Origin of the sequence: Mycobacterium sp. pW045, assembly GCF_041287085.1 — a bacterium.
GTDB lineage: Bacteria > Actinomycetota > Actinomycetes > Mycobacteriales > Mycobacteriaceae > Mycobacterium > Mycobacterium algericum_A.
The window spans coordinates 261,584-285,190 of record NZ_JBGGKU010000002.1; the positions used below are offsets into that span (position 1 = coordinate 261,584).

A 23,607-nucleotide genomic window follows, 5' to 3' on the forward strand; every position below is an offset into this window, starting at 1 on the left:
CTTGACTTAGAGCCAACTCTAAGTTGTTCACTGGCGTCATGCCCGGACAACGACTCGACACACTGCGCCGCACCCGTTATGCGCTGCTGCGCTCCTACCGCCGCGACGGCACACCGGTGGACACCCCGGTGTGGTTCGCACTGGATGGCGACGCGGTGCTGTTCCGCACCAAGATCGGCCCGAAGACCCGCCGACTCGCGCTGCGCCCGGAGGTCGAGCTGGCCGCCTGTGACTACCGCGGCCACCGTCGCCCCGGCGCGGCAGCGGTGGCCGGCCGGGCCAGCGTCCTGGCCGGCGAGGAAGCCGAGACCGCGAACCGGATACTGCACCGGCGCTACGGGTGGCAGTGGAATATCGTGCCGCTCATCAAGATTCCGGGCGTGATTAATGTGCACCGTGGCCTCGGGCTGGGCGAGAAGTTGCGGCGCGCCCGCACCCCCACGCTGTGGCCGGACAGTGTGATCGTTCGGGTGGAGCTCTAACCGCCCAGACACCCCGGCCCGAGCAGCGCCTTGAGGTCACCCATCAGCGCCGACGACGGCGTCACCCGCAGTGACGGGTCCAGTTCCAGCACGGTGATCCGCTCCCCGCTGATCAGCCGCAACTGCACCTGTGCCGTTCCGGGATGGCGGGTCAGCACCTGCTTGAGTGCACTGACCTTGTCCATGGTGCATTGCCGGGTCGGCAGACTGACCGCCAGCGGGCGATCCGCGGCGTTGGCGGAGAAGTCCGGCACCACCAGCTCGTTGGCGATCAGCGAGATCCGGTCGTCTCGGATGTTCACCTTGGCGCTGACCAGCACCACGGCGTCGTCGACGACCTCGGCGCCGTAGGCGGAGTAGGTCTGTGGGAAGAACATCACCTCGATGCCGCCGGTGAGATCCTCCAATTGCGCCGACGCCCAAGGCAGCCCGTTCTTGTTCACCCGGCGGTTCACCGATGCCAGGATCCCGCCGACCCGCACCTGGGTGTCGGAGGCGATGTCGCCCTCCAGGATGGCGGGGATCGGGGTGTCGACCTGAGCGGCCAGCAGATGAGCGATGCCGTTGAGCGGGTGTCCGGATACGTAAAGTCCGAGCATCTCCCGTTCCAGGGCCAGTTTGTGCTTGTCGCCCCATTCTTCGTCGGGCACCCGGATCCCGAAAACCGCGTCGGCTCCCGCGCTGTCGCCGTCCCCGCCGCCGAACAGATCGAATTGGCCCATCGCCTGAGCCTTCTTGGTGCCCAGCACCGAGTCCACGGCGTCGGTGTGCACCAGGAACAGGCCCTTGCGCGGATGGCCGAGCGAGTCGAAGGCGCCGGCCTTGATCAACGACTCGGTGACCTTCTTGTTGCAGGCTGCGATATCGATCTTGTTGAGGTAGTCGGAGAAATCGGTGAAGCGGCCCTTGTGTGTTCGGGTGGCGATCAGTGAACCGACCACGTTGGCGCCGACGTTGCGCACCGCGCCCAGCCCGTAACGGATGTCGGTACCCACCGAGGCGAAATTCAATTCGGATTCGTTGACGTCCGGCGGCAACACGGTGATTCCCAGCCGGCGGCAGTCGGCCAGGTAGATGGCGGCCTTGTCCTTGTCGTCACCGACCGACGTCAACAAGCCGGCCATGTATTCGGCCGGGTAGTTGGCCTTCAAATACGCCGTCCAGTACGACACCAGGCCGTAGCCGGCCGCGTGCGACTTGTTGAACGCGTAGCCGGCGAACGGAAGAATGGTGTCCCACAACGCCTTCACGGCCTTCTCGGAGAACCCGTTGGCCGTCATCCCCTCGTAGAAGCCCTTGTACTCGGCTTCCAGTACCTCGAGCTTCTTCTTGCCCATGGCCTTGCGCAGCGCATCGGCCTTGCCCATCGTGTAGGAGGCCACCTTCTGGGCGATGAACATGATCTGCTCTTGGTAGACGATCAGGCCGTAGGTTTCGGCGAGGATCTCGCGCAGCGGCTCTTCGAGCTCGGGGTGGATGGGTTTGATCGCCTGGCGGTTGTTCTTGCGGTCGGCGTAGTCATTGTGGGCGTTCATGCCCATCGGGCCGGGCCGGTACAGCGCCAGCACCGCGACGATGTCGTTGAACTCGGTGGGCTGCATGCGGCGCAACAGGTCACGCATCGGGCCGCCGTCGAGCTGGAACACCCCCAGGGTGTCGCCGCGGCCCAGCAGCTCATAGGTGGCCGGGTCATCCATCGGCACCGACTCAAGATCCAGATCGATGCCCCGATTGGCCTTGATGTTCTCCAGGCAGTCCCCGATGATCGTCAGGTTGCGCAGGCCCAGGAAGTCCATCTTCAGCAGGCCGATCTCTTCACACGACGGGTAGTCCCAGCCGGTGATGATGGCGCCGTCCTGCGGCCGTTTCCACAGCGGGATCACGTCGATGAGCGGCTCGGAGCTCATGATCACCGCGCAGGCGTGCACACCGGCGTTGCGGACCAGGCCCTCGAGGCCCCGCGCGGTCTCGTAGATGGTGCGCACATCGGGATCGGTGTCGATCAGGGTGCGGACCTCGGCGGCCTCCTTGTACCGCTCGTGGTTGGGGTCGGTGATACCCGACAGCGGGATGTCCTTGGCCATGATCGGCGGCGGCAGCGCCTTGGTGATCCGGTCGGCGATCGCGTAACCGGGCTGGCCGTAATGGACACGGGCCGAGTCCTTCAGCGCCGCTTTGGTTTTAATGGTGCCGAAGGTGATCACCTGGGCGACCCGGTCGCTACCCCACCGCTCGGCGGCATAGCGCACCATCTCGCCGCGCCGGCGGTCGTCGAAGTCGATGTCGATGTCGGGAGCCGACGGCCGTTCCGGGTTGAGGAAGCGTTCGAACAGCAGCCCGTGCGGGAGCGGGTCGATGTTGGTGATGCCCAGCGCGTAGGCCACCAGTGATCCGGCGGCCGAGCCGCGGCCCGGGCCCACCCGGATGTTGATCGAACGCGCGTAGTCGATCAGGTCCGCGACGATCAGGAAGTAGGACGGGTATCCCTTGCCGCAGATGACATCGATCTCATAAGCGGCCCGATCGGTGTATTCGGCCGGCACCCCGGCCGGAAAGCGCCGTTGCAGCCCGGCCGCCACCTCGTGGCGAAGCCAGGAGCCCTGGTCGTGGCCGTCGGGAACCGGGAACACCGGCATCCGGTCGCGCGGCGCCCAGACGTCGGCGTAGGACTGCACCCGCTCGGCGATCAGCAGGGTCGAGTCGCACGCCTGCGGCAGCTCGTCGTCCCAGAGCGCACGCATCTCGGCGGCCGACTTCAGGTAGTAGCCGTCGCCGTCGAACTTGAACCGGGTGGGATCCGACAGCGTCTTGCCCGTTTGAATGCACAGCAGCGCCTCATGGTTCTGGGATGCGTCGCGGGTGACGTAGTGGCAGTCGTTGGTGGCCAGCGCCGGGATGCCGAGCTTGCGGCCGACGGCCAGCAGCCCGTCGCGAACCCGGCGTTCGATCGCCAGGCCGTGGTCCATCACCTCCAGGAAGTAGTTCTGCGGCCCGAAGATCTCCCGCCATTTGGCGGCCGACTCCAGCGCCTCGCGGTCCTGGCCCAGCCGCAACCGGGTCTGCACCTCCCCCGACGGGCAGCCGGTGGTGGCGATGATCCCCTCGGCGTGCTCGGCGATGATCTCGGCGTCCATCCGTGACCATTTGCCGAGCTGGCCCTCGAAGGAGGCCAGCGAGGACAGCTTGAACAGGTTGCGCAACCCGGTGGCGTTCTCGGCCACCATCGTCAGGTGGGTGTAGGAGCCGCTGCCGGAGACGTCATCGCTCTTCTGGCCGGGATCCCCCCAGTGGACCCGGCGGGTGTCGAACCGGGAACCGGGAGCGATGTAGGCCTCCACCCCGATGATCGGTTTGATACCGGCTGCGGTGGCGGCGTTGTAGAACTCACTGGCGCCGAACATGTTTCCGTGGTCGGTCATTCCGATCGCCGGCATCTCCAGACGCTGCGCCTCGGCCAGCATCGGGGCGATCTTCGCCGCGCCATCGAGCATCGAGTACTCGGTGTGGTTGTGCAGGTGTACAAACGAAGATCCCATAGGTCCGCCAGTCTATGGCCGGGCACCGACCGAGCCGGGCGTGTCGCCGGGTGTGTCTTCCCGGCGGGCGTTTCGCGCGACAGCGGCCACCGCCGTGCACTACGTTGAAGTTCGCCTGAAGCGGAGGAGACACATACATGAGCGTGTACCGGGTGATCGACATCATCGGGACCAGCCCGTCGTCTTGGGAGAACGCCGCCGCCGAAGCGGTGCACCGCGCCAAGCAAACCATCGATGACATCCGCGTCGCCCAGGTCGTCGAGCAGGATCTCACCCTCGACGACAAGGGCGGGATCATCTACCGCACCAAACTGCGGATCTCGTTCAAGATCCGGCCGCCGAAATCGCCGCGCGACTCCGGCTGACCCCCCCGATGTCACGAAGCTTCGACGACCTGGTTACCGAGGCCGCCGCCGCTCCGGTCGACGGCTGGGAATTCTCCTGGCTCGACGGCCGCGCCACCGAGCAGCGTCCGTCCTGGGGCTACCAGCGTCAGCTGGCACGTCGGCTGTCGGGGGTGGCGGCCGCCGTCGACCTGCACACCGGTGGCGGCGAGGTGCTGGCCGGTATCGAGCGGTTCGGCACGTTCCCCCCGACCATGGCGGCCACCGAATCCTGGCCGCCGAATGCCAAACGCGCCACCGAGCTGCTGCATCCGCGCGGGGTCGTGGTGGTGACGGTGCCCGACCGGCCGCCGCTGCCGTTCGGCGACGAAGCCTTCGACCTGGTCAGCAGCCGGCACTCGCTGGAGACGTGGTGGTCCGAGATCGCCCGGGTACTGCGGCCCGGCGGCCTCTACTTCGCCCAGCAGATCGGGCCGGCGACGATGCTGGAACTCAGCGAGTTCTTTCTCGGACCGATGCCCGGCAAGGGCGCCCAATACGAGCCCGAGGCGGTGCGGGCCGGCGCGACGGCCGCCGGCATGGAAATTCTCGATCTGCGCCTCGAGCGGCTCCGCGCCGAGTTCTTCGACGTCGGCGCGGTGATCTACTTCCTGCGCAAAGTGATCTGGACGGTGCCCGACTTCGCCGTCGACGACCACCGTGACCGGCTGCGCGAGATGCATGAGCTCATCGAGTCCCGGGGCCCGTTCGTCGCGCACGCCACCCGGGTGCTGGTGGAGGCCAGGAAGAGCTGAGTCAGCGCCGCAGCACGTCCAGGGCGTGCTGCAGATCGGCCGGATACTCGCTGGTGATCTCGATGCGCCGGCCGTCGCCAGGGTGGGCGAAGGCCAGCGAGTGGGCATGCAGCCACTGGCGTTCCAGCCCGAGTTTTTTCGCCAGCGTGGGATCAGCGCCGTAGGTGAGGTCGCCGCAGCAGGGATGGCGCAGCGCGGCGAAATGCACCCGGATCTGGTGGGTGCGGCCGGTCTCCAGATGCACGTCAAGCAGGCTGGCCGCGACGAACGCCTCCAGCGTGTCGTAGTGGGTGATGCTGTGCCGGCCGTTGGCGGTGACGGTGAACTTCCAGTCGCGGCCATGGTGCCGGCCGATGGGTGCGTCGATGGTGCCGCTGGACGGATCCGGATGGCCCTGCACCAGTGCGTGATAGCGCTTTTCGACGGTGCGCGCCTTGAAGGCGCGTTTCAGCGCGGTGTAGGCCCGCTCGGAGATCGCCACCACCATGACCCCGGAGGTGCCGACGTCCAGCCGGTGCACGATGCCCTGGCGTTCGGGGACCCCGGAGGTGGTGATCCGGTAGCCGGCCGCCGCCAGCCCGCCCAGCACGGTGGGTCCGGTCCAGCCCACGGAGGCGTGGGCGGCCACCCCGGCGGGCTTGTCGACGGCGACGATGTCGGCGTCGGAGTACAGGATCGCCATGCCCTCGACCTCGGCCGGGGTGTTCTCCAACGGGGCCGGCGCCTCGGGCAGCCGCACGTGTAACCACGCCCCGGCGGCCAACCGGTCGGACTTTCCGGCGGGCGTCCCGTCCAGTTCGACGTCGCCGTTCTCGGCCAGCGTCGCGGCAACGGTCCGGGACAGCCCCAGCAGGCGGGCCAGCCCGGCGTCGACGCGCATGCCGGCCAGCCCCTCGGGCACCGGCATGGAGCGTTCAGTCACGACCGGCATCGTCGCGCCGGGCGTCGTCACCGGCGCGACGGCGGCCCACCGCGTCGAAGTCGAACCCGAACACCGAGAGGGTGACCAGCAGGATCGCACCGCCGACCACCGCGGGATCGGCGACGTTGAACACCGGCCACCAACCGATCGACAGGAAGTCGACGACGTGGCCCTGCAAGTGCCCGGGGGCCCGGAAGAACCGGTCCACCAGGTTGCCCAGTGCCCCGCCGAGGATCATGCCCAATCCGACCGCCCACCACGGCGACACCAGCCGGCGCGACATCCAGATGATGCCGAGCACCACCGAACTGGCGATCAGCGTCAGCACCCAGGTGTAGCTGGTGGCCATCGAGAACGCCGCTCCGGAGTTGCGCACCAGGGTCCAGGTGACGGTGTCGCCGATGATCGACACCGGTTGGCCAGGGGTCAGCAGCCTCACCGCGAGCACCTTGGTGATGACATCGACCAGCAGCACGACCGCGGCCACCGACAGCAGCAGGCCCAGCCGCCGGCGAGGAGCCGGCGCCGGCGCCGCTTCGGTGGCCGGCTCGGTCGAGTCGGTTGTCTCCTCAGTCACGCCCCCATCATCCCTTAACGCGGGTACGGCATGATCGCGGCATGGTGTCCAAGCGCCTCACGGTCATCACCACCGGCGGAACCATTGCCGCCAGCACCGACGACGGCGGGGTGCGCCGGCCCACCGTCCACGGCGCGGACCTGGTCGCCGGGGTCGGCACCGACTCCGCCGAGGTCACCGTGGTGGACCTGATGGCGCGCGACAGCTCGGAGCTGACCCCGGCCGACTGGGGCCGGATGCTGGCCGCGGTGCGGACCGGCGTCGACGGTGGCGCCGACGGGGTAGTCGTCACGCACGGCACCGACACCTGCGAAGAGACCGCGCTCTGGCTGGAGCTGGGCTACACCGGCGACGCCCCGGTCGTGCTGACCGGGGCGCAACGCAGCTCCGATGCCCCCGACGCCGACGGGCCGGGCAACCTGCGGGACGCGCTGCGGCTGGCCGCGGACCCCGCGGCCCGCGGACTGGGTGTGCTGGTGTGCTTCGCCGGGCAGGTGCTGGCCCCGCTCGGGCTGCACAAGACCACCACCACCGATCTGACCGGCTTCGGTGGCGCACGGGTGGGCACGGTGGCCGGCGATCGGGTGTCCTTGGCCGGCGACAAGATGCGCCCGCAGCTGCCGGTGACAGCCCCGCCCCGGGTCGACATCGTCGCGCTCTACGCCGGCGCGGACGCGGCGGCGCTGGACGCCTGCGTGGCCGCCGGCGCGCGCGGAGTTGTCCTGGAGGCGTTGGGTTCGGGCAACGCCGGAACTGCGGTGATCGACGGGGTGCGCCGGCACTGCCGCGACGGGGTGGCCGTCGCGGTGTCCAGCCGGGTGCCCGGCGCGCGGGTCGGGGCGGCCTACGGGCCGGGCCGTGCCCTGGTCGACGCCGGTGCGGTCATGGTGCCCCGGCTTCGCCCGCCGCAGGCCCGGGTGCTGCTGATGGCGGCGCTGTCCGCGGGCCTGCCGGTGGCCGACGCCGTCGACCGGTGGGGCTGACGCTGTCTTACCCGGTCTCGTCCGGGACGGCCGGGTAGTCGGGCCAGTCCAGGCTGGCGACCGGATCGGCGGGGGCGATCCCGGGCTCGTCGACGGCGAAGGTCCGCACCGGGCCCGGGCCGGAGCTGCGGGTCTCGAACCGCACCGTCACCACCCCGTGGCCGGAGCCCTGCACCCAGCCGTGCCCCAGCTCGACGTGGGCGACGTCATCGCCGACCCGCCACGACGCCGCGATCGGCGGTGAAACCGGCTGCGGCGCCGACGTTTCGGGTGAATCAGCGGTGGCCTCCGGGAAGGCCAGCTCCGGGAACAGCGATTCCTGACGGACATCGGTCAGCCCGGAGAATCCCACCCCGAGCAGCCGGATCGGGCCGATCTGGGCCGGGTCCAGCAGCAGCCGGCCGGCCGCGGCCATCAGCGCGGCGGCGTCGGTGGTGGCATAGGGCAGCGTCGCCGAGCGGGTCAGCACGCTCATGTCGGCCTTCTTGAGTTTCACCGTCACCGTGCGGGCACCCCGTCCGTCGCGCAGCAGCCTGCGGTAGGCGTGTTCGCCGATCGGGCCGACCTCGGCCCGCAGCTGCTCCAGCGTGGTCAGATCGGTGGCAAAGGTGGATTCGGCGCTGATCTGTTTGGCCTCGGCACGTTCGGCGACCGGACGGTCGTCGATCCCGCGGGCCAGCCGGTGCAGCGCGGGCCCGATCGTGGCGCCCAGGATGTCGGCGACCTCGCTGTCGGTCAGCGCGGCGAACGCGCCGATGGTGGTGATGCCCAGCCGGTGCAGCTTCTCCTCGGCCACCGGACCGATACCCCACAGCCGGCGCACCGGCAGCCCGTCCAGCAGCAGTCGTTCCTCGGCGCGGCTGACGACCCGCACCCCATCCGGTTTGGCCAGATCCGAGGCGATTTTGGCGATCTGCTTGCCCGAGCCCGCCCCCACCGACGCCACCAGGCCGGTCTCGTCGCGCACCCGGCGGCGCAGCCGCTCACAGAACCGGTGCACGTCTTCGCTGCCGGCGCCGGACAACTCGGCCGGTTCGCCGAACGCCTCGTCGAAGGACAGTTGCTCGACGACCGGGATCACCGCGCGCACGGTCTCGAACACCCGGCGGCTGGCCACCGCGTACACCGCCCCGCGCGGCGGCAGCACCACCGCGGCGGCGCCCACCAGTCGGCGCGCCTGATGCATCGGCATCGCCGAACGCGCCCCGAACACCCGCGACTCGTAGCTGGCGCCGGCCACCACGCCGCGGCCGCCCAGTCCGCCGACCAGTACCGGGCGACCGCGCAGCGTCGGGCGGGTCAGTTGCTCGACGGAGGCGAAGAAGGCGTCCATGTCCAAGTGCAGGACCCACCGGGCGTCCACAGTCGCCGATCCTATGGGCCGGCGGCGGGCGATCGGGCTAGCGTTTGTTTCATGGCGATGAATCTGGTCCACCGACTGTGTTGCAGTTCGCGGTATTGGGCGCGCAATGTCGAGCACAAGTTGTTGCCGTGGGCGCTCGCCGGTGTGGAACTCGGCGAGAACACCCTGGAGATCGGCCCGGGTTACGGCGCCAACCTGCGGTGCCTGGTGGGTATGGCGCCGCAGCTGACCGCCGTCGAGATCGATCCGCCGATGGCGCAGCGCCTGCAGGCCGAATACGGTTCGCGGGCGCGCGTCATCAACGGGGACGGCACCGACACCGGCCTGTCCGGCGACACCTTCAGCTCAGTGGTGTGCTTCACCATGCTGCATCATGTGCCGACACCTGCGTTACAGGATCGGTTGTTCGACGAGGCGTTTCGCGTGCTCAAGCCGGGTGGCATGTTCGCCGGCAGCGACGGCGTGCACTCTACGACGTTCCGCCTCTTGCATATTCGTGACACCTACAACCCGGTTTCACCCGATACGCTGCCGGAGCGGTTGCGCCGCAGCGGGTTCGGCGATGTCGAGGTGTCGACCGCCGGCGGACGTCAACGCTGGCGCGCGGTCAAGCCCTGACCGGGGATCATTTGGCCGACTTGGCCGGTGCGAGTTGCTGCGGGCAATAGGTTTTGGCGGCGATCGCCGCGAACTGGGCGGCGCCGTTGATGGTCAGGGCCGGATTTGCCTCGCGCAGGTCGGTGAGCAGTTCGAGGCCGGTTTCGCCGTTGGCCACAAGTCCACAGACCGCCTGGCCGGCCGCGACGGCCTGCGCCGGGTCATCGAAGGTGATACCCACCTGGTGCAGCGACGTGATGAACTCGGTCGGATCAACGGCGCTCGCCTCGACGACACCGGGTTCGGCGTGCGCCGGTGCGGCGAGAACGAGCGCGGTCAGTGCTACCAACGGGGCGAACAAGACTCGCATTGCAGACCTTCTAAAGATGGGAGTGTCGGGTCAGCCGAGCGCGGATTGCGATCCGGTGGGCACCACCTCGTCCTCGGCGCAGACGTGCACCGCGTGGATCCCGGGCTTCAGTGACAGCTTGGCCACCAGATCGTCGAGCCCGGCTTCATCGACGTTCCAATGCTGAACGACGTCCGGCGTCTGTTGCAGCTGCGCAATGACCTGATCGAGTTTGACCGGAGCGTCGCGGTTCTTGGTGTTGGCCGCGACGACCCGCACACCCGGCGTGGCCACCCGCGCGGCAGGGCCGCCCAGTGCGCCTCCAGTCAAGCTGCCCAGCGCCGCCGGGCTGAGCAGTCCCCCGAGCTGCGCCGCCGGGGCTGCTCCCATGGCGGTGTTCGGCAAGGCGACGGAGGCCAACTTGATCGCCGGGGCAGCGGTGGCCCAACCCGGGGGTACCGACAAGGCTCCCACCGTCGAGGCGCTGCCGGCACTGGCCGAGGCGGCGGTGGCCAGCCCCCCGGCCAGACCCGGGGCCGGGCCGGCTGCCAGTCCGGAGCTCATCAGCCCACCACCCAGCGCGGATTTGGGGATCGCCGGCGGACTCGGCAGCTTGTGGAAGAGCCTGACCTGGGTCATGCCCAGGTTGGTGGTGCCGCCCACGGCGTTGGTCCAGGTGGCCTCCGACCCGATCGAGGACTGGAAGTTCCAGAACGACTCGTACAACCCGGCCATGTCGGTGTCCCCGGTGACGGCGCCCACCGCGTTCTGTGCCCCGTCTTGCGAGGGGGCCGTGGCGATGGCCTGCCCCAGCTTGGCGAGCGTCGACTGGGCGGTGGACTGCGCCGAGGCCCGCGCCGCTTCGGCGGTCGCGGCGGCCTGGCCGGTGTTGTCGTTGGTGGTCCGCGGCGGTGCGGTGAACGCCGTCAGCTGGGTGGCGGCCTGCGACGCCGTTGCGTAGCCGACCATGGCCGCGACGTCTTGCGCCCACATCTGGGCGTATTGCGCTTCGGTGGTGGCGATGGCGGCACTGTTCTGGCCCAGGATGTTGGCGGCGACCAGCGATGCGAGCTCGCTGCGGTTGGCGACGATCACCGGGGGTGGAACGACGCCGGCGAAGGCGGACTCGTAGGCAGCGGCCGCGGCCGTGGCCTGGCCGGCAGTCTCCTCGGCCTGGGTGGCCGTCGTCGTCAGCCACGTCACGTACGGCGCGGCCGCGGCCGCCATGGCTGCTGCCGCCGCACCCTGCCACCCGCCGCTGAGCCCGGCGAGCACCGCAGCGTAGGAGGACGCAGTGGCGTGCAGCTCGGTGGCCAGTCCCGACCAGGCCGAGGCCGCGCTCAGCAGGGGCGCAGCGCCCGGACCCGAATAGATCAGGCCGGAGATGATCTCCGGCGGCTGCGCCGCGAAGCTCTGAAAGGCCATGTGCCGCAACTCCTTCAGCTACTTCTGGATCGGCGGGATGACGATGATGGTCGCGGTCGTGGCGATATCAGGGCCCGCCGCCGCGGCATTGGTGACGTGCGTGACAGCGCCGATGGTGCGGGTGGAGGCCACACCCACGGCATGACCGACGGGCGCACTGAGGGCCCGGCCCGCCAGACTTGACGCCGCCATCTGCCCGAACATGGCATTCTCACCGTTGACGGCCATCGCCGGAGCCGCGTCGAGCGCGGATTTCGACAACAGCGACGCAACGGTCTGCACGTTGGGAGTCACCCCCGGAGCGGCCGATGCCCAGCTCGCCGGTACCGACAGCGACCCGACCATGCCCGCTCGGCCAATCGCCGCCGAGGCCGCGGGTACGCTCGCCGGGTTCACCGCCGCCCCGCCGCTCAGCAGCTCGCTTGCCAACAGCGGCGACAACGCTCCCGTGATGGGCTTGGGGTTGAAGAACGATCCCAGGCTCTGCGCACCGTTGTTCATGCTCACCAGGCTCGAGCTGACCTGCCACCAGTTCTTGAACAGCCGCAGGATTCCCAGCGGTGAGTAGGGGCCGTCGACGACCTTGATGAAGTTGGTGATGCTGTCCATGCCGTTCTGCAGGCCCGATGTCGCCTGCGTGGCTGCGGCGGCCAGCGAGGTCGGGTTCGTCGTCAAGGTTTGCAGGGTGCTCGGCACCTGCGACATCAGCTGGGACAGCGCCGACTGCATATTGGATCGGGCCGAGTCCTGCGTCGCGTTGGCCACCGCCGCCAACTGATCGCGCTGTCCACTGGGATCGGTGGTCTCCGGCGGTACGGCAAAAGGGGTCAACTGGGTGGCGGCCGCCGAGGAGCCGGCGTAGGCGTACATCGCGGCCGCGTCCTGAGCCCACAGCTGTGCGTAGTGCGCCTCGGTGGCCGCAATCGCCGGCGAGTTCTGCCCGAGGAAATTGGTAGCGACCAGCGATGCGAGCAGTGCCCGATTGGCCGCGACCACCGGCGGCGGAACAGTGGCGCCGAAGGCCAGCTCGTAGGCACCTGCTGCCGCTCGGGCTTGAAGCGCAGCCTGTTCCGCCTGCGCCGCCGTCGCCCTCATCCACTGCTCATACGGCGCTGCCGCAGCCGCCATCGCGCCCGACGAAGGTCCATGCCAGGCCGAACTCGCAAGGTCGGCGACGACAGCGGCGTAGACCGCGGCGGTGGTGTGCAGCTCGTTGGCCAGCGCATCCCAGGCGGCCGCAGCGGCCAGCATGGGAGCCGAACCCGGCCCAGAATAGATTCTGGCGGAGTTGATTTCCGGCGGGAGTGCACCGAAATCCATAGTGCTCCTTCGCTCGGGGTCAGTTGCGCTCACGGTGATGAGATCAGAAGGTTAGCCAGCGCCAGGCCGGTAGGCGGGCTGACTAAACCGCCGCTGCACACCGGTCACGGTATGGTTCCGAGGTACTCGGTCCGGCGGACAACGAACTGCCCACCAGGGGCTCTCCAACCCCGTGAGCAGCGCAAACACCAAGCGGCGCCGACCGCCCCCGGGCGTGTACCGACCGCTGCGGGGCGCTCACCGGCCGGCGGTCAGCAAAAGAATCTGGCTGCAAGAAACTCGCGCCGCCGCGGAGGCCGTGCCCTGCTCAGGCCTTGGTAATCGTCACCCGCACACCGTCACCGATCTCGGCGGCGTCCGGCCCAGGCTCGCCGAATTCGAATGCGGTGGCCAGGATCTCACCGGCGATCAGTTCGGCGTGGGCCTGTGCCCAGTCCAGCCGCGGGTCGGGCACCGACATCACCACGGTGATCCGGTCGGAGACCTGCAGGCCGATGTTCTTGCGTAGTTCCTGCAGTTCGCGGATGCGGTCCTTGGCCCAGCCCTCGGCTTCGAGTTCCTCGGTCACCGTGCCGTCGAGCACCACCAGCCCGGCGCCGTCGGGCAGCGCCACGGTGAATTCGGGATCGGCGGCCACCAGCTTCGCGGTGTACTCACCGTCGCGCAGCACCACCGGCCCGGCGCTCAGCGTGCCGTCCGGGTTGACCACGCCCTGCCCCGCCTTGACGGCTTTGATCGCGGCCTGCACATCCTTGCCCAGCCGCGGACCGGCCACCTTGGCGTTGACCGCCAGGTCGAAGCGGCCGTAGCGGTCGATGTCCTCGGTCAGCTCGACGGCCTTGACGTTGAGCTCGTCGGCGATCAGCCCGGAGAACGGCGCCAGCTGCTGCGGATCCTCAACGGCGACGGTGAGTTTGGGCAGCGGCAGCCGCACCCGCAGCTGGTGCGACTTACGCAACGAGGACGCGGCCGAACACACGTCGCGCACCTGATCCATCGCCTCGACCAGCTGCGAATCGCGCGGCAGGTCGCCGGCCTCGGGCCAGTCGGTCAGGTGCACCGACCGGTGCCCGGTCAGCGAGCGCCAGATCTTCTCGGTGGTCAGCGGCAGCAGTGGTGCTGCCAGCCGGCAGGTGACCTCCAGCACGGTGTGCAGCGTGTCGATGGCGTTCGGGTCCTCGTCCCAGAACCGTTGCCGGGAGCGTCGCACGTACCAGTTGGTCAGCGCCTCGGTGAACTGGCGCAGTTCCTCACACGCCCCGGAGATGTCGCAGCCGTCCAGCGCGGCGGTCAGGTCGTCGCGCAGCGCTGCCAGCTTCGCCAGGATGTAGCGGTCGAGCACGTGTGGTGAATCGGTGCGCCATACACCGGATTCGGGCGCGTAGAGGGCCAGGAAACTGTAGGCGTTGGACAGCGGCAGCATCACCTGGCGCACCCCCTCGCGGATGCCCGGTTCGGTGACGATCAGGTTGCCGCCCCGCAGGATCGGCGAGGCCATCAGGAACCAGCGCATGGCGTCGGAGCCGTCGCGGTCGAACACCTCGTTGACATCGGGATAGTTGCGCAGCGACTTGCTCATCTTCTGCCCGTCGGAGCCCAAGACAATGCCGTGTGCCACACAGGTTTTGAACGCCGGCCGGTCGAACAGCGCGGTGGCCAGCACGTGCAGGGTGTAGAACCAGCCGCGGGTCTGCCCGATGTACTCGACGATGAAGTCACCTGGGTAATGCGAATCGAACCAGTCGGAGTTCTCGAACGGGTAATGCACCTGGGCATAGGGCATCGACCCAGAGTCGAACCACACGTCGAGCACGTCGGGGATGCGTCGCATCGTCGATCGGCCGGTCGGGTCGTCGGGGTTGGGCCGGGTCAACTCGTCGATGTAGGGCCGGTGCAGGTTATCGGGTCGCACCCCGAAATCGCGTTCCAACTCATCGAGGCTGCCGTAGACGTCGATCCGGGGGTAGGCCGGGTCGTCGGATTTCCAGACCGGGATCGGCGTGCCCCAGTACCGGTTTCGGGAGATCGACCAGTCGCGCGCGCCGCGGAGCCAGTTGCCGAAGATCCCGTCCTTGACGTGCTCGGGATACCAGCTGATCTGCTCGTTGAGCTCGACCATGCGGTCCCGGAACTCCGTGACGCGCACGAACCACGACGAGACCGCCTTGTAGATCAGCGGATTGCGGCACCGCCAGCAGTGCGGGTAGGAGTGCTCGTAGGTTTCGTGGCGGACCAGCACCGCGCCATTGGGGGCGGCAGGGCCCGCGCCCGCTTTCAGGTCGGCGATGATCGCCTTGTTCGCGTCGAAGACGTGCTGTCCGGCGTAGTCGGCGACGCTGGAGTCGAAGCGGCCCTTGGCGTCGACCGGGGTGACCGGGGCGATCCCGGCGGCGTCGGTGGTGTTCTTGTCGTCTTCGCCGTAGGCCGGCGCGAGATGCACGATGCCGGTGCCGCCGTCGGTCGACACGAAGTCGGCGGCCAGCACCCGGAATGCGCCTGCCGCCGCCATGAAATACGGGAATGGCGGCAGGTAGTGCAACCCGATCAGCTCCGAACCGCGGTAGCTGCCCAACAGCTGGGGCTCTTCCCCGAATTCGCGCGCGTAGGCGCCGAGCCGCGCCTCGGCGAGCAGGTACCGGCGGTCCCCGACCGCTACCTGCACATAGGTCACCTCCGGGTTGACCGCCACCGCCAGGTTGGCCGGCAGTGTCCAGGGCGTGGTGGTCCACACCAGCAGGTGGGCACCGGCCAGCTCCGCGACCGGTCCCCCGTCGGCCACCCGGAACCCGACGGTCAGCGCCGGGTCCTGCCGACTCTGGTAGACGTCGTCGTCCATCCGCAGTTCGTGGTTGGACAGCGGCGTCTCGTCGCGCCAGCAGTACGGCAGCACGCGATAACCCTCGTAGGCCAGGCCCTTGTCCCACAGCTGTTTGAACGCCCACAGCACCGATTCCATGAACGGCAGGTCGAGGGTCTTGTAGTCATTGTCGAAGTCGACCCAGCGGGCCTGCCGGGTGACGTAGTCCTGCCATTCGGCGGTGTAGCGCAGCACCGATTCCCGGCAGGCTTCGTTAAACGCGGCGATGCCCATCGCGTCGATCTGCGACTTGTCGGTGATGCCGAGCTGGCGCTCGACCTCGAGTTCGGCGGGCAACCCGTGGGTGTCCCAGCCGAACCGGCGTTCCACCTTGTAGCCGCGCATGGTGCGATACCGCGGCACGATGTCCTTGACGTAGCCGGTGAGCAGGTGCCCGTAGTGCGGCAGCCCGTTGGCGAACGGCGGGCCGTCGTAGAACACGTATTCCTCGGCGCCGTCGCGGCGGGCGATGCTGGCCCGGAAGGTGTCGTCGGCCGCCCAGTAGTCGAGGACCTCGATTTCAGCCGCCGGGAAGTCGGGGGCACCGGCGGCCGGCTTCGGATAGCTGCGTTGACTCATGCTGTGTCGCCTCCAAGCGCCCGGCCCGGGGACGACGCCGCGCGGGTTGCGCGAGCACCGCGGTACCACCCCGCTTGCCGCGCTGCCGGCGCGACCGCTCCACAAGGCTGTGACGGGCCGACCCGTTCGGTTCTAGTGAGGCCCGGCTGTCATGCGTCGGGCCCGTTCCTCCGAAGGCTCCCCGGTGATGGCCGGATCATTGCCGATGAGCCGATTGTACGGAGCGCCGCCTCGGCACGGCCCTCGGGCTCCTAGACTTTGCATCGTGGCATTCAGCGCGTCACATGCCCGCGACGTGGCGCTGCCCCTGGCGCAGGCGGCCTACACCGTGATGTCCGGTGCTGTGCCAGCCCTGCCGCCCGGATTCGTTCAAACCGCCCTGATCGAAGCAGACCACGCCCAGTTGGCCGCGCTGCCCGACCAGCACCCGGCGAACGCGATGGCCAAAGACACCAACATCTTCGGACTCATGGGGCACGACGCGGCGACCCGCACCGCCTACCTGTCGTTTCGCGGCAGCTCCGATGTGGCGGACTGGATCGCCGACTTCGACTTCCTCCCGGCGCCCTACCTGCCGGTCGTGGGCTTCGGTCAGGTACACGCCGGGTTCCAAGACATCTACGGTTGCATCCGCGCCAGCATCGCCGCCAACCTGGACGCGGCGACTCGCGGCTGCGAGAACATCCTCGTCACCGGGCACAGTCTCGGTGCGGCGCTCGCCGTTCTGGCCGCGCCGGATATCGCCCGCATCAGGCTCGCCGGGCCGGCACGCACCATCGAGCCGCGGCTGACCACGTTCGGCGGCCCACGGGTGGGGCTGCCCGACTTCGCGGCCGCCTTCAACGCGGCCATCGAATGCTGCTACCGGGTGGTGAACTTTCTCGACATCGTGCCGCTGCTGCCGCCGTCACCGTATGTGCACGTCGGCGCCGAGATCGCGGTGGACAGCGGCGGGGCCATCGACATCGGCTGGCGGCACAGCCTGGCCGGCTATCACGCCGGGCTCGCAGCCCTGCCGGCGCAACCGTGAGCCGGCCGCCGGCGGCTAGTTCGCCTCCAGGCACTCCCAGCTGTCGGGCAGCAAGCCGGTCTCGATGAACTCGGTCACCGCTGCCACGTGCTGGGGTTCCAGCCTGCTGTCGGCGGCGCGGTAGACGACCTGCTCTTCCTTGGAGTTATGCACCGCAAGCTGATCGAGCAGCAGCCGGGCGACCGCCATCAGCGCCGCGGTGTCGCCCTCGGGCAGCAGTCCGACCAGTGCGTCCATCGTGCGCCAGATCTCGCCGTGCTCGGTCATCATGACCGCAACCGGCATCGCCATGCCGGCCTGCCGGATCGGCGGGAACAGGATCCGCTCCTCGAGGTAGATGTGCTTGCGCAGCCCTTCCAGAGCCGCGCTCAGGCCGGCGGCGTCCACCCGGCCGTCGCGAAGATCGATCAGGAAGGCTTCGAGACCGGCGTCGATCAGCTGGTGCTCACGCTCCAGGGCGGCCGACACCGGCACGCGAGCTTTCTCCGGGGGCATTGCGGTCTCCTTAGCACTCCTACACGGCGGCCTTCGCACAAACCCAGCCGTCGGGCATCCGGCCGGATTCGAGGAAGTCGGCAACCTCGGCGGCCTGCTCCGGGGCCAGGCCGGTGTCGGCGGCCGGATAGATCACCGGCTCCTCCACCTTGTTGTGGTCGGCCAGTAGAGTCAACAGCCGTTGGCAGGCCTCCCGCAACGCCTCATGGTCGGCGGCATCGCCCGGTCCGGCCGCCAGGTCGTCGAGTGCATCCATGGTGCGCCAGATCTCACCGTGGCCGCGGATCATCCCGAACACCGACATCATCTGCGCGCCCTTGCTGATCGGCGGGAACAGCAACTGTTCCTCCAGGTAGATGTGGCGACGCAGTGCGGCCAGTGTGCCGCGCAGGGCGTCGGCGTCCACGCTGCCGGCATCCAGCTTCACCAGGAAGTTCGCGAGCCCGGCGTCGACTTCCTGGTGTTCACGTTCGAGTGCGATCGAAAGCGTTGCGGGGGACATGATTTTATTCAATCCCCTCAGGCCAGCTGTGCGTCGACGCTGACCTTGGCGCCGGCGAACAGTCGCGACACCGGGCACAGCGCGGCGGCGGCGTCGACGATCTGGGCGAAGCCGGCGGCGTCCAGGCCGGCGACCTCGGCGCGAACCGTCAGCTTCGACGTAGTGATGGTGGGCAGCCCGTCGACCTCGTCGAGGGTGACCGTCGAGGTGACGTCGAGTTGCTGCGGCGGTGTGTCGTTCTCACCGAGCTTCAGCGACAACGCCATGGCGAAACATGACGAGTGGGCGGCGGCGGCCAGTTCCTCCGGGCTGGTCTTTCCGCCCGGCTGCTCGGTGCGGGCCGCCCAGGTCACCGGCAGCCCGTCGAGCGCACCGCTGCTGCCGTTTTCCAAGGCGCCCGCCCCGGTCGCCAGCGGTCCTTTCCAGCTGGTCTGCACGCTCCGATCCGCGATGCTCATCCGCCGCCTCCTCTTCCGGTGCGGACGCCGCCCCGAACCGAGCCGGACCCGCCTTAATTTTTACAATCAGGACTTGTCTAAATCTAGTCCATGGGGCGGGGTGCTGGCCAGCGTCGGATCGGCAGCTCAGTGCTCGGCTTCGTCCTCCGGCGGCGGGGTGGCCGCCAGCACCTCGGTGGCCCGGTCGTCGGTCGGTTCGGCCGGTGGCGCCGACAGTTCCGGGAACGCGGTGGCCACCATGTCCTCGAACGTCCACTCGTGCGTGTCGGACGGGTCGGCCGTCGGCGCGGTGCCGGCCACAGCCGGTGCGGCATCCGCTGCGGCCGCGGCGGATTCGCCCGCCGGCGCCGCCGCAGCCCCCGCCAGGACCGGCGCCACCGCACGCGGTGCGCGCGGCGGATGCTCCCGCACGTTCAGCGGCCACCAGAACCACCGGCCGAGCAGCGCCGCCATCGACGGCATCATGAAGGAGCGGACGATCAGGGTGTCGAACAGCAGGCCGAGCCCGATCGTGGTGCCCACCTGGCCCACCACCCGCAGGTCACTGACGAGCATGGAGGCCATGGTGAAGGCGAACACCAGCCCGGCGGCCGTGACCACCTTTCCGGTGCCCCCCATCGCCCGGATGATGCCGGTCTTGATTCCGGCGGCGAGCTCCTCCCTGAATCGGGCGACCAGCAACAGGTTGTAGTCACAGCCCACCGCCAGCAGGACGATCACCGACATCACCATCACCAGCCAGTGCAGGTGGATGCCGAAGATGTACTGCCAGACCAATACCGACAGCCCGACCGACGCCCCCAGCGAGGCCAGCACCGTACCGACGATCACCAGCGAGGCGATGAAACTCCGCGTGATCAGCAACATGATGATGAAAATGATTGCCAGCGCCGTGATCCCGGCGATCAACAGGTCATAGTCGGCGATACCCTGCAGGTCGTTGAAGAGCGCGGCGGTACCGGCGACGTAGACCTGGGCAGTCGACAACGGCGTCCCCTTGAGGGACTCGGTGGCGGCCTTCTTGATCAGGTTCACCCGCGCCATGCCTTCCGGGGTCGCCGGGTAGCCGTCGTGGGTGATGAAGAACCGCGCGGCGTGGCCGTCCGGCGACAGGAAGAGCTGGATCACCCGCTTGAAGTCGGGATTGTCGAACGCCTCCCGGGGCAGATAAAACGAGTCGTCGCTCTTCGCCGCATCGAAGTCCTGGCCCATCGCGGCCGAATCCCCGCCGACCTCCTCGACCTGCGCGATCATTCCGGACATCGTGCTGTGCAGGGTCAGCATCATGGTCTGCAGGCTGCGCAGCGCGGCGATCTGCGCCGGCATCATCTCCAGCAGCTGCGGCGTCACCACGTCGACGTTGTTCATCACCGGCGCCAATTCGTTGAGCTTGTCGGTGAGCTGGGTCGCGCCGTCCATCGAGGCGTACGCCGACCGCAGTGACAGGCAGGTTGGGTCCCCGCGGCAGTCGTTCGTGTCGACCGTTTCGCGCAGCAATTTGGAGTTCTGGTTGAAATCGGCCATGTGGCTGCGCATCTGCTGGGCCAGGTCCATCGCCTCTTGCGAAACCCCGGTCGCTTCGTGGGTATTGGTGCCCAGTTGCTGCATGAGCCCGTACATCCGTTGCAGCGACGCGATGGTGCCCTCCAGGTCGTCGGCCTGCTTGCGCATGTCGGCGACCCGGCTCTTCATGAAGTCCAGGTTCTGCATCTGGCCGGCGCTTTGGATGCTGAGCAGGAACGGGATCGAGGTATGCCCCAGCGGAGTCCCCTCCGGCCGGGTCACCCCCTGCACCAGCGCGACGCCCTCGACCGCAAACACACTCTTGGCCAGCTTGTTGAGCACCAGGAAGTCCGCCGAGTTGCGCATGTCGTGATCGGATTCGACCAGGAGCACCTCCGGCAGCAGGCGAGACTCCGGGAAGTGCCGCGACGCGGCGGCCCAGCCGAGGTTGGCCGGGGTGTCCTTGGGAATGAACGACGGGTCCTTGTAGCTCACCTGGTAACCCGGCAGCGCCAGCAGACCGATGAGTGCGACCGCGCAGGCGGCCACGAAGATCGGGCCGGGCCACCGCACGATCGCCGTACCCACCTTGCGCCAGCCGCGATCCGACATCTTGCGCCGGGGTTCCAGCAAGCCGTAGCCACTGGCGACCGTGAGCACCGCGGGGACCAGGGTCAGCGCGATCGCCACCGCGACCAGCATGCCGACCGCACACGGGACACCCATCGTCTGAAAGACCGGCAACCGGGTGAAGCTCAGACAGAACGTAGCGCCCGCGATCGTCAAACCCGATGCCAGCACCACATGGGCGACCCCGCGGTACGTGGTGAAATACGCCGCCTCCAGATCCTCGCCGGCATGCCGGGCCTCGTGGTAGCGGCCGATGAAGAAGATGCCGTAGTCGGTACCCGCGGCGATCGCCAGCGTCACCAGGATGTTGATCGCGAACGTCGACAGCCCGATCAGCCCGACATGGCCGAGGAACGCGACTATGCCGCGCGCGGCCGCCAGTTCGATCCCGACCACGGCCAACAACAGTGCGACGGTGCTGAACGAGCGATACAGCAGCAACAGCATCAGCGAGATCACCGACACGGTGGCCACCAGGATCTTCAGCACCGCGCGGTCGCCGCTGGTGTTCATGTCGGTGACCATCGGCGCCGGGCCGGTGACGTAGGCGCGCACCCCCGGCGGGGCGGGTGTGCGGTTCACGATGTCGCGGACCGCCTCGACGGAGTCGTTCGCCAGCGCCTCGCCCTGGTTGCCGGCGAGGTTCAGCTGCACCAGCGCGGCCTTACCGTCGGCGCTTTGGGCGCCGCCCGCGGTGAGCGGGTCGCCCCAGAAGTCCTGGATGTGCTGGACGTGCGTGGTGTCCGCGTTGAGCTGGGCGATCAGCTCGTTGTAGTAGTGGTGGGCGGCATCACCGAGCGGTTCCTCGCCTTCGAGGACGATCATCGCCGCACTGTCGGTGTCCGACTCCTGGAACACGTGTCCCAGCCGCGCCATCGCCTGGATCGACGGCGCGTCCTTGGCGCTCAACGACACCGGATGGTCCTTGGCGACCTGCTCCAACTGCGGGACCGCGATGCTCACCAGCGCCGTGATGGCCACCCAGCCCAGGATTATCGGCCACGCGAACCTACGGACGAACCCTGCCGCGGACGACCGGCCAAGGCCCAGGTGGTGTGTCTTCGTCACTTTCCAGGGCCCTCCCCTGACGATTTACCCCAAGCGATCACTTTAACCCCCAGTTCAGGACCGCGGCGAAGGAAACTACCCGATCAGGTAGTCCGACAGCGGGAAGTGGTCCTGCTCCTTCACCGCGCTGCGCACCGAGGTCGGCCGGAACAGCGGGGCCTCGCCGGTGTTGTGGTTGAACCAATAGGAGTTCGACGTCGCGCAATTGCCGCGATGGAACACCGAACTGTCGAGCAGGCCCATCATCCGCTCGTAGAACCGGGTGTTGGCCGCTTCGGTGACCTCGAAGGTACGGGCCTCGAGCCGCTGCAGCTCGCCGAACAACCGGTTCATGTGCCGCATCTGGTACTCGACGGTGTTGAACCAGGACAAGCCCACCCAGGCGAACGGACTGGCCATGTGGATGAAGTTGGGGAACTGCGGCGCCGTCATGCCCTGGTAGGCCTGAAAACGCGTCTCCCGCCACCACTTGCCCAGGTTGCGCCCGCCGCGACCGACCACCTCGATCGCGGGCAGATTGCCATCCCACACGTCGTAACCGGTCGCCAGCACCAGGGTGTCGACGTCGCGCTTGGTGCCGTCGGCCGAAACGATGCCGTCCGGCTCGATCCGCTCGATACCGGCCGTCTCCAGGTGCACGTTCGGTTTGGTGAACGTCGGGTAGTAGTCGTTGGAGATCGACGGACGCTTGCAGCCGAAGTCGAAGTCGGGGCTCATCTTGCGGGCCAGCTCGCGGTCGCGCACCGACATCAGCCGATGCAGGGCGGACTGGGCGGCCATCGCCTTGTTGAGAAACTTGAAGCGCCGGTAACGCCACATCGTCAAGACCATCATGAAGTCGGTGACGTTATCGGTGACCCAGCGCACGATGCGCTGGGTGAAGGGCACCCGGGCGAACATCCGCTGGACGACCGGGGGGAACACCACGTCAGACTTGGGGGTCACCAGGATCGGGGTCCGTTGGTACACGGTCAGATCGGCGACTTCTTTGGCCAGTTCAGGGATGACCTGGATACCGGTGGAGCCGGTTCCGATCACCGCAGCACGACGTCCGGCCATCGGGTAGTCGTGATCCCAGGCGGCGGTGTGGATGATCTTCCCGGCGAACGTGTCGATGCCGGGGATGTCGGGGATCTTCGGCTGGCACAGAAAACCGGTGGCGACGATGAGGAACTGTGCCGTCAGGGTTTCGCCACCGGCCAGCGCCACCCGCCACGCCTGGCTCTCCTCGTCCCACTGGGCACCGTCGACGCACGCGTTGAAGCGCATGTAGCGGCGGACGTCGTATTTGTCCGCGACATGCTCCGCGTAGGCCCGGACCTCGTTGCCCGGGGCGAAAAGGCGTGACCAGTACGGGTTCGGCTCGAACCAGTAGGAATAGGTGGTCGAGGGCTGGTCGACAGACAGGCCCGGGTAGTGGTTGACCCGCCACGTTCCGCCCAGGCCGTCCTCGCGATCGAGGATCAGGATGTTGTCGTAACCCAGCCGGCCCAGTTGGATCGCCGCGCCGATTCCACCGAAGCCCGCACCCACGATGATGGCCTGGTAGTGCTGGTATTGCTGGGTCCCCATAAGCAGAACACGCTACCGCAACCGCATGACCTGCCGCTGTGCGCGCAGGTCCGGTTGGCCTGCGGGAGATGCCGACCGAAGGTAAAGTAATGGCTGCTGCGCGATCGCGAGATGGCGGCAATCACACCACAACACCGTGACTTATCTTAGTGATTTGCCAGACTCGACGGTAGGCTTCGGCCCAGTCGCGCAGTGTTCAAGCGCATGACGCCAAGGACGGG

The 23,607-nt window shown here is 68.3% G+C and carries 19 protein-coding genes; 6 read left to right on the top strand and 13 right to left on the bottom strand.

Translation table 11 applies throughout. The annotated features are described in order from the left end of the window. Positions 1-38 precede the first annotated feature (38 nt). A complete protein-coding gene (locus ACAG20_RS03790) occupies positions 39-482 on the top strand; it encodes a PPOX class F420-dependent oxidoreductase (protein ID WP_112688310.1) in 444 nt (147 codons plus the stop codon). Here the strand turns inward: ACAG20_RS03790 and dnaE are convergent. Continuing rightward, entirely contained in the window at positions 479-4,018 is a 3,540-nt protein-coding gene (dnaE, locus tag ACAG20_RS03795; RefSeq protein ID WP_370491588.1) for a DNA polymerase III subunit alpha, read from the bottom strand. The two genes, ACAG20_RS03790 and dnaE, sit on opposite strands and share 4 nt — an antisense overlap. Positions 4,019-4,155: 137 nt before the next feature. Here dnaE and ACAG20_RS03800 point away from each other — a divergent pair, with 137 nt between their 5' ends. Both ACAG20_RS03800 and ACAG20_RS03805 read left to right on the top strand, forming a co-directional pair. Continuing rightward, on the top strand, positions 4,156-4,383 hold the full coding sequence (locus tag ACAG20_RS03800; RefSeq protein ID WP_013829114.1) for a dodecin family protein: 228 nt from the start codon (positions 4,156-4,158) through the stop codon (positions 4,381-4,383). Between the two features lie 8 nt (positions 4,384-4,391). Further along, complete coding sequence (locus ACAG20_RS03805) at positions 4,392-5,156, top strand: methyltransferase domain-containing protein (protein WP_370491589.1); 765 nt, start codon at positions 4,392-4,394, stop codon at positions 5,154-5,156. Position 5,157: 1 nt separating this feature from the next. Here the strand turns inward: ACAG20_RS03805 and ACAG20_RS03810 are convergent, their stop codons facing one another. Then, a complete protein-coding gene (locus ACAG20_RS03810; protein WP_370491590.1) occupies positions 5,158-6,078 on the bottom strand; it encodes an RluA family pseudouridine synthase in 921 nt (306 codons plus the stop codon). Then, positions 6,071-6,655, bottom strand: coding sequence for a signal peptidase II (gene lspA / locus ACAG20_RS03815; protein ID WP_370491591.1), 585 nt, complete (start codon positions 6,653-6,655; stop codon positions 6,071-6,073). Before lspA ends, ACAG20_RS03810 begins: the two co-directional genes overlap by 8 nt. A gap of 41 nt (positions 6,656-6,696) precedes the next feature. Between lspA and ACAG20_RS03820 the strand changes: the two genes are divergently transcribed. Then, positions 6,697-7,638 carry an asparaginase gene (locus ACAG20_RS03820; RefSeq protein WP_370491592.1) on the top strand — a complete coding sequence of 314 codons (942 nt, stop codon included), beginning with the start codon at positions 6,697-6,699 and terminating at the stop codon, positions 7,636-7,638. Positions 7,639-7,645: 7 nt separating this feature from the next. On the opposite strand, the gene ACAG20_RS03825 is transcribed toward ACAG20_RS03820, so the two are convergent. After that, entirely contained in the window at positions 7,646-8,971 is a 1,326-nt protein-coding gene (locus ACAG20_RS03825; RefSeq protein ID WP_370491737.1) for a DNA polymerase IV, read from the bottom strand. An 81-nt stretch (positions 8,972-9,052) separates the two neighbouring features. Between ACAG20_RS03825 and ACAG20_RS03830 the strand changes: the two genes are divergently transcribed. After that, positions 9,053-9,619: a class I SAM-dependent methyltransferase gene (locus ACAG20_RS03830; RefSeq protein ID WP_370491593.1), complete on the top strand. Its 567-nt coding sequence runs from the start codon at positions 9,053-9,055 to the stop codon at positions 9,617-9,619. Positions 9,620-9,626: 7 nt separating this feature from the next. Here the strand turns inward: ACAG20_RS03830 and ACAG20_RS03835 are convergent, their stop codons facing one another. The 4 genes from ACAG20_RS03835 to ileS form a co-directional block, all read right to left on the bottom strand. Further along, positions 9,627-9,968 (bottom strand): DUF732 domain-containing protein, encoded by a 342-nt coding sequence (locus ACAG20_RS03835; RefSeq protein WP_112688074.1) that lies wholly within the window; start codon positions 9,966-9,968, stop codon positions 9,627-9,629. Between the two features lie 30 nt (positions 9,969-9,998). Next, on the bottom strand, positions 9,999-11,372 hold the full coding sequence (locus tag ACAG20_RS03840) for a PPE family protein (protein ID WP_370491594.1): 1,374 nt from the start codon (positions 11,370-11,372) through the stop codon (positions 9,999-10,001). An 18-nt stretch (positions 11,373-11,390) separates the two neighbouring features. Continuing rightward, on the bottom strand, positions 11,391-12,692 hold the full coding sequence (locus tag ACAG20_RS03845; protein ID WP_370491595.1) for a PPE family protein: 1,302 nt from the start codon (positions 12,690-12,692) through the stop codon (positions 11,391-11,393). A 307-nt stretch (positions 12,693-12,999) separates the two neighbouring features. Further along, complete coding sequence (gene ileS, locus ACAG20_RS03850; RefSeq protein ID WP_370491596.1) at positions 13,000-16,128, bottom strand: isoleucine--tRNA ligase; 3,129 nt, start codon at positions 16,126-16,128, stop codon at positions 13,000-13,002. Between the two features lie 265 nt (positions 16,129-16,393). Between ileS and ACAG20_RS03855 the strand changes: the two genes are divergently transcribed. Then, on the top strand, positions 16,394-17,158 hold the full coding sequence (locus ACAG20_RS03855; RefSeq protein WP_370491597.1) for a lipase family protein: 765 nt from the start codon (positions 16,394-16,396) through the stop codon (positions 17,156-17,158). 15 nt (positions 17,159-17,173) lie between these two features. Here the strand turns inward: ACAG20_RS03855 and ACAG20_RS03860 are convergent, their stop codons facing one another. The 5 genes from ACAG20_RS03860 to ACAG20_RS03880 all read right to left on the bottom strand — a co-directional run bounded on the left by ACAG20_RS03860 (position 17,174) and on the right by ACAG20_RS03880 (position 23,386). Next, positions 17,174-17,653, bottom strand: a complete 480-nt coding sequence (locus tag ACAG20_RS03860) for a hemerythrin domain-containing protein (RefSeq protein ID WP_165825077.1) — start codon at positions 17,651-17,653, stop codon at positions 17,174-17,176. A 19-nt stretch (positions 17,654-17,672) separates the two neighbouring features. Next, complete coding sequence (locus tag ACAG20_RS03865; RefSeq protein ID WP_112688057.1) at positions 17,673-18,155, bottom strand: hemerythrin domain-containing protein; 483 nt, start codon at positions 18,153-18,155, stop codon at positions 17,673-17,675. A gap of 17 nt (positions 18,156-18,172) precedes the next feature. Further along, entirely contained in the window at positions 18,173-18,613 is a 441-nt protein-coding gene (locus ACAG20_RS03870) for an OsmC family peroxiredoxin (RefSeq protein ID WP_112688055.1), read from the bottom strand. Positions 18,614-18,739: 126 nt separating this feature from the next. Beyond that, the gene (locus ACAG20_RS03875) at positions 18,740-21,814 is read right to left on the bottom strand and encodes an RND family transporter (RefSeq protein WP_370491598.1); all 3,075 of its coding nucleotides are present in this window, start codon (positions 21,812-21,814) and stop codon (positions 18,740-18,742) included. Between the two features lie 75 nt (positions 21,815-21,889). Continuing rightward, positions 21,890-23,386, bottom strand: a complete 1,497-nt coding sequence (locus ACAG20_RS03880) for an NAD(P)/FAD-dependent oxidoreductase (RefSeq protein WP_112685835.1) — start codon at positions 23,384-23,386, stop codon at positions 21,890-21,892. Positions 23,387-23,607 lie beyond the last annotated feature (221 nt).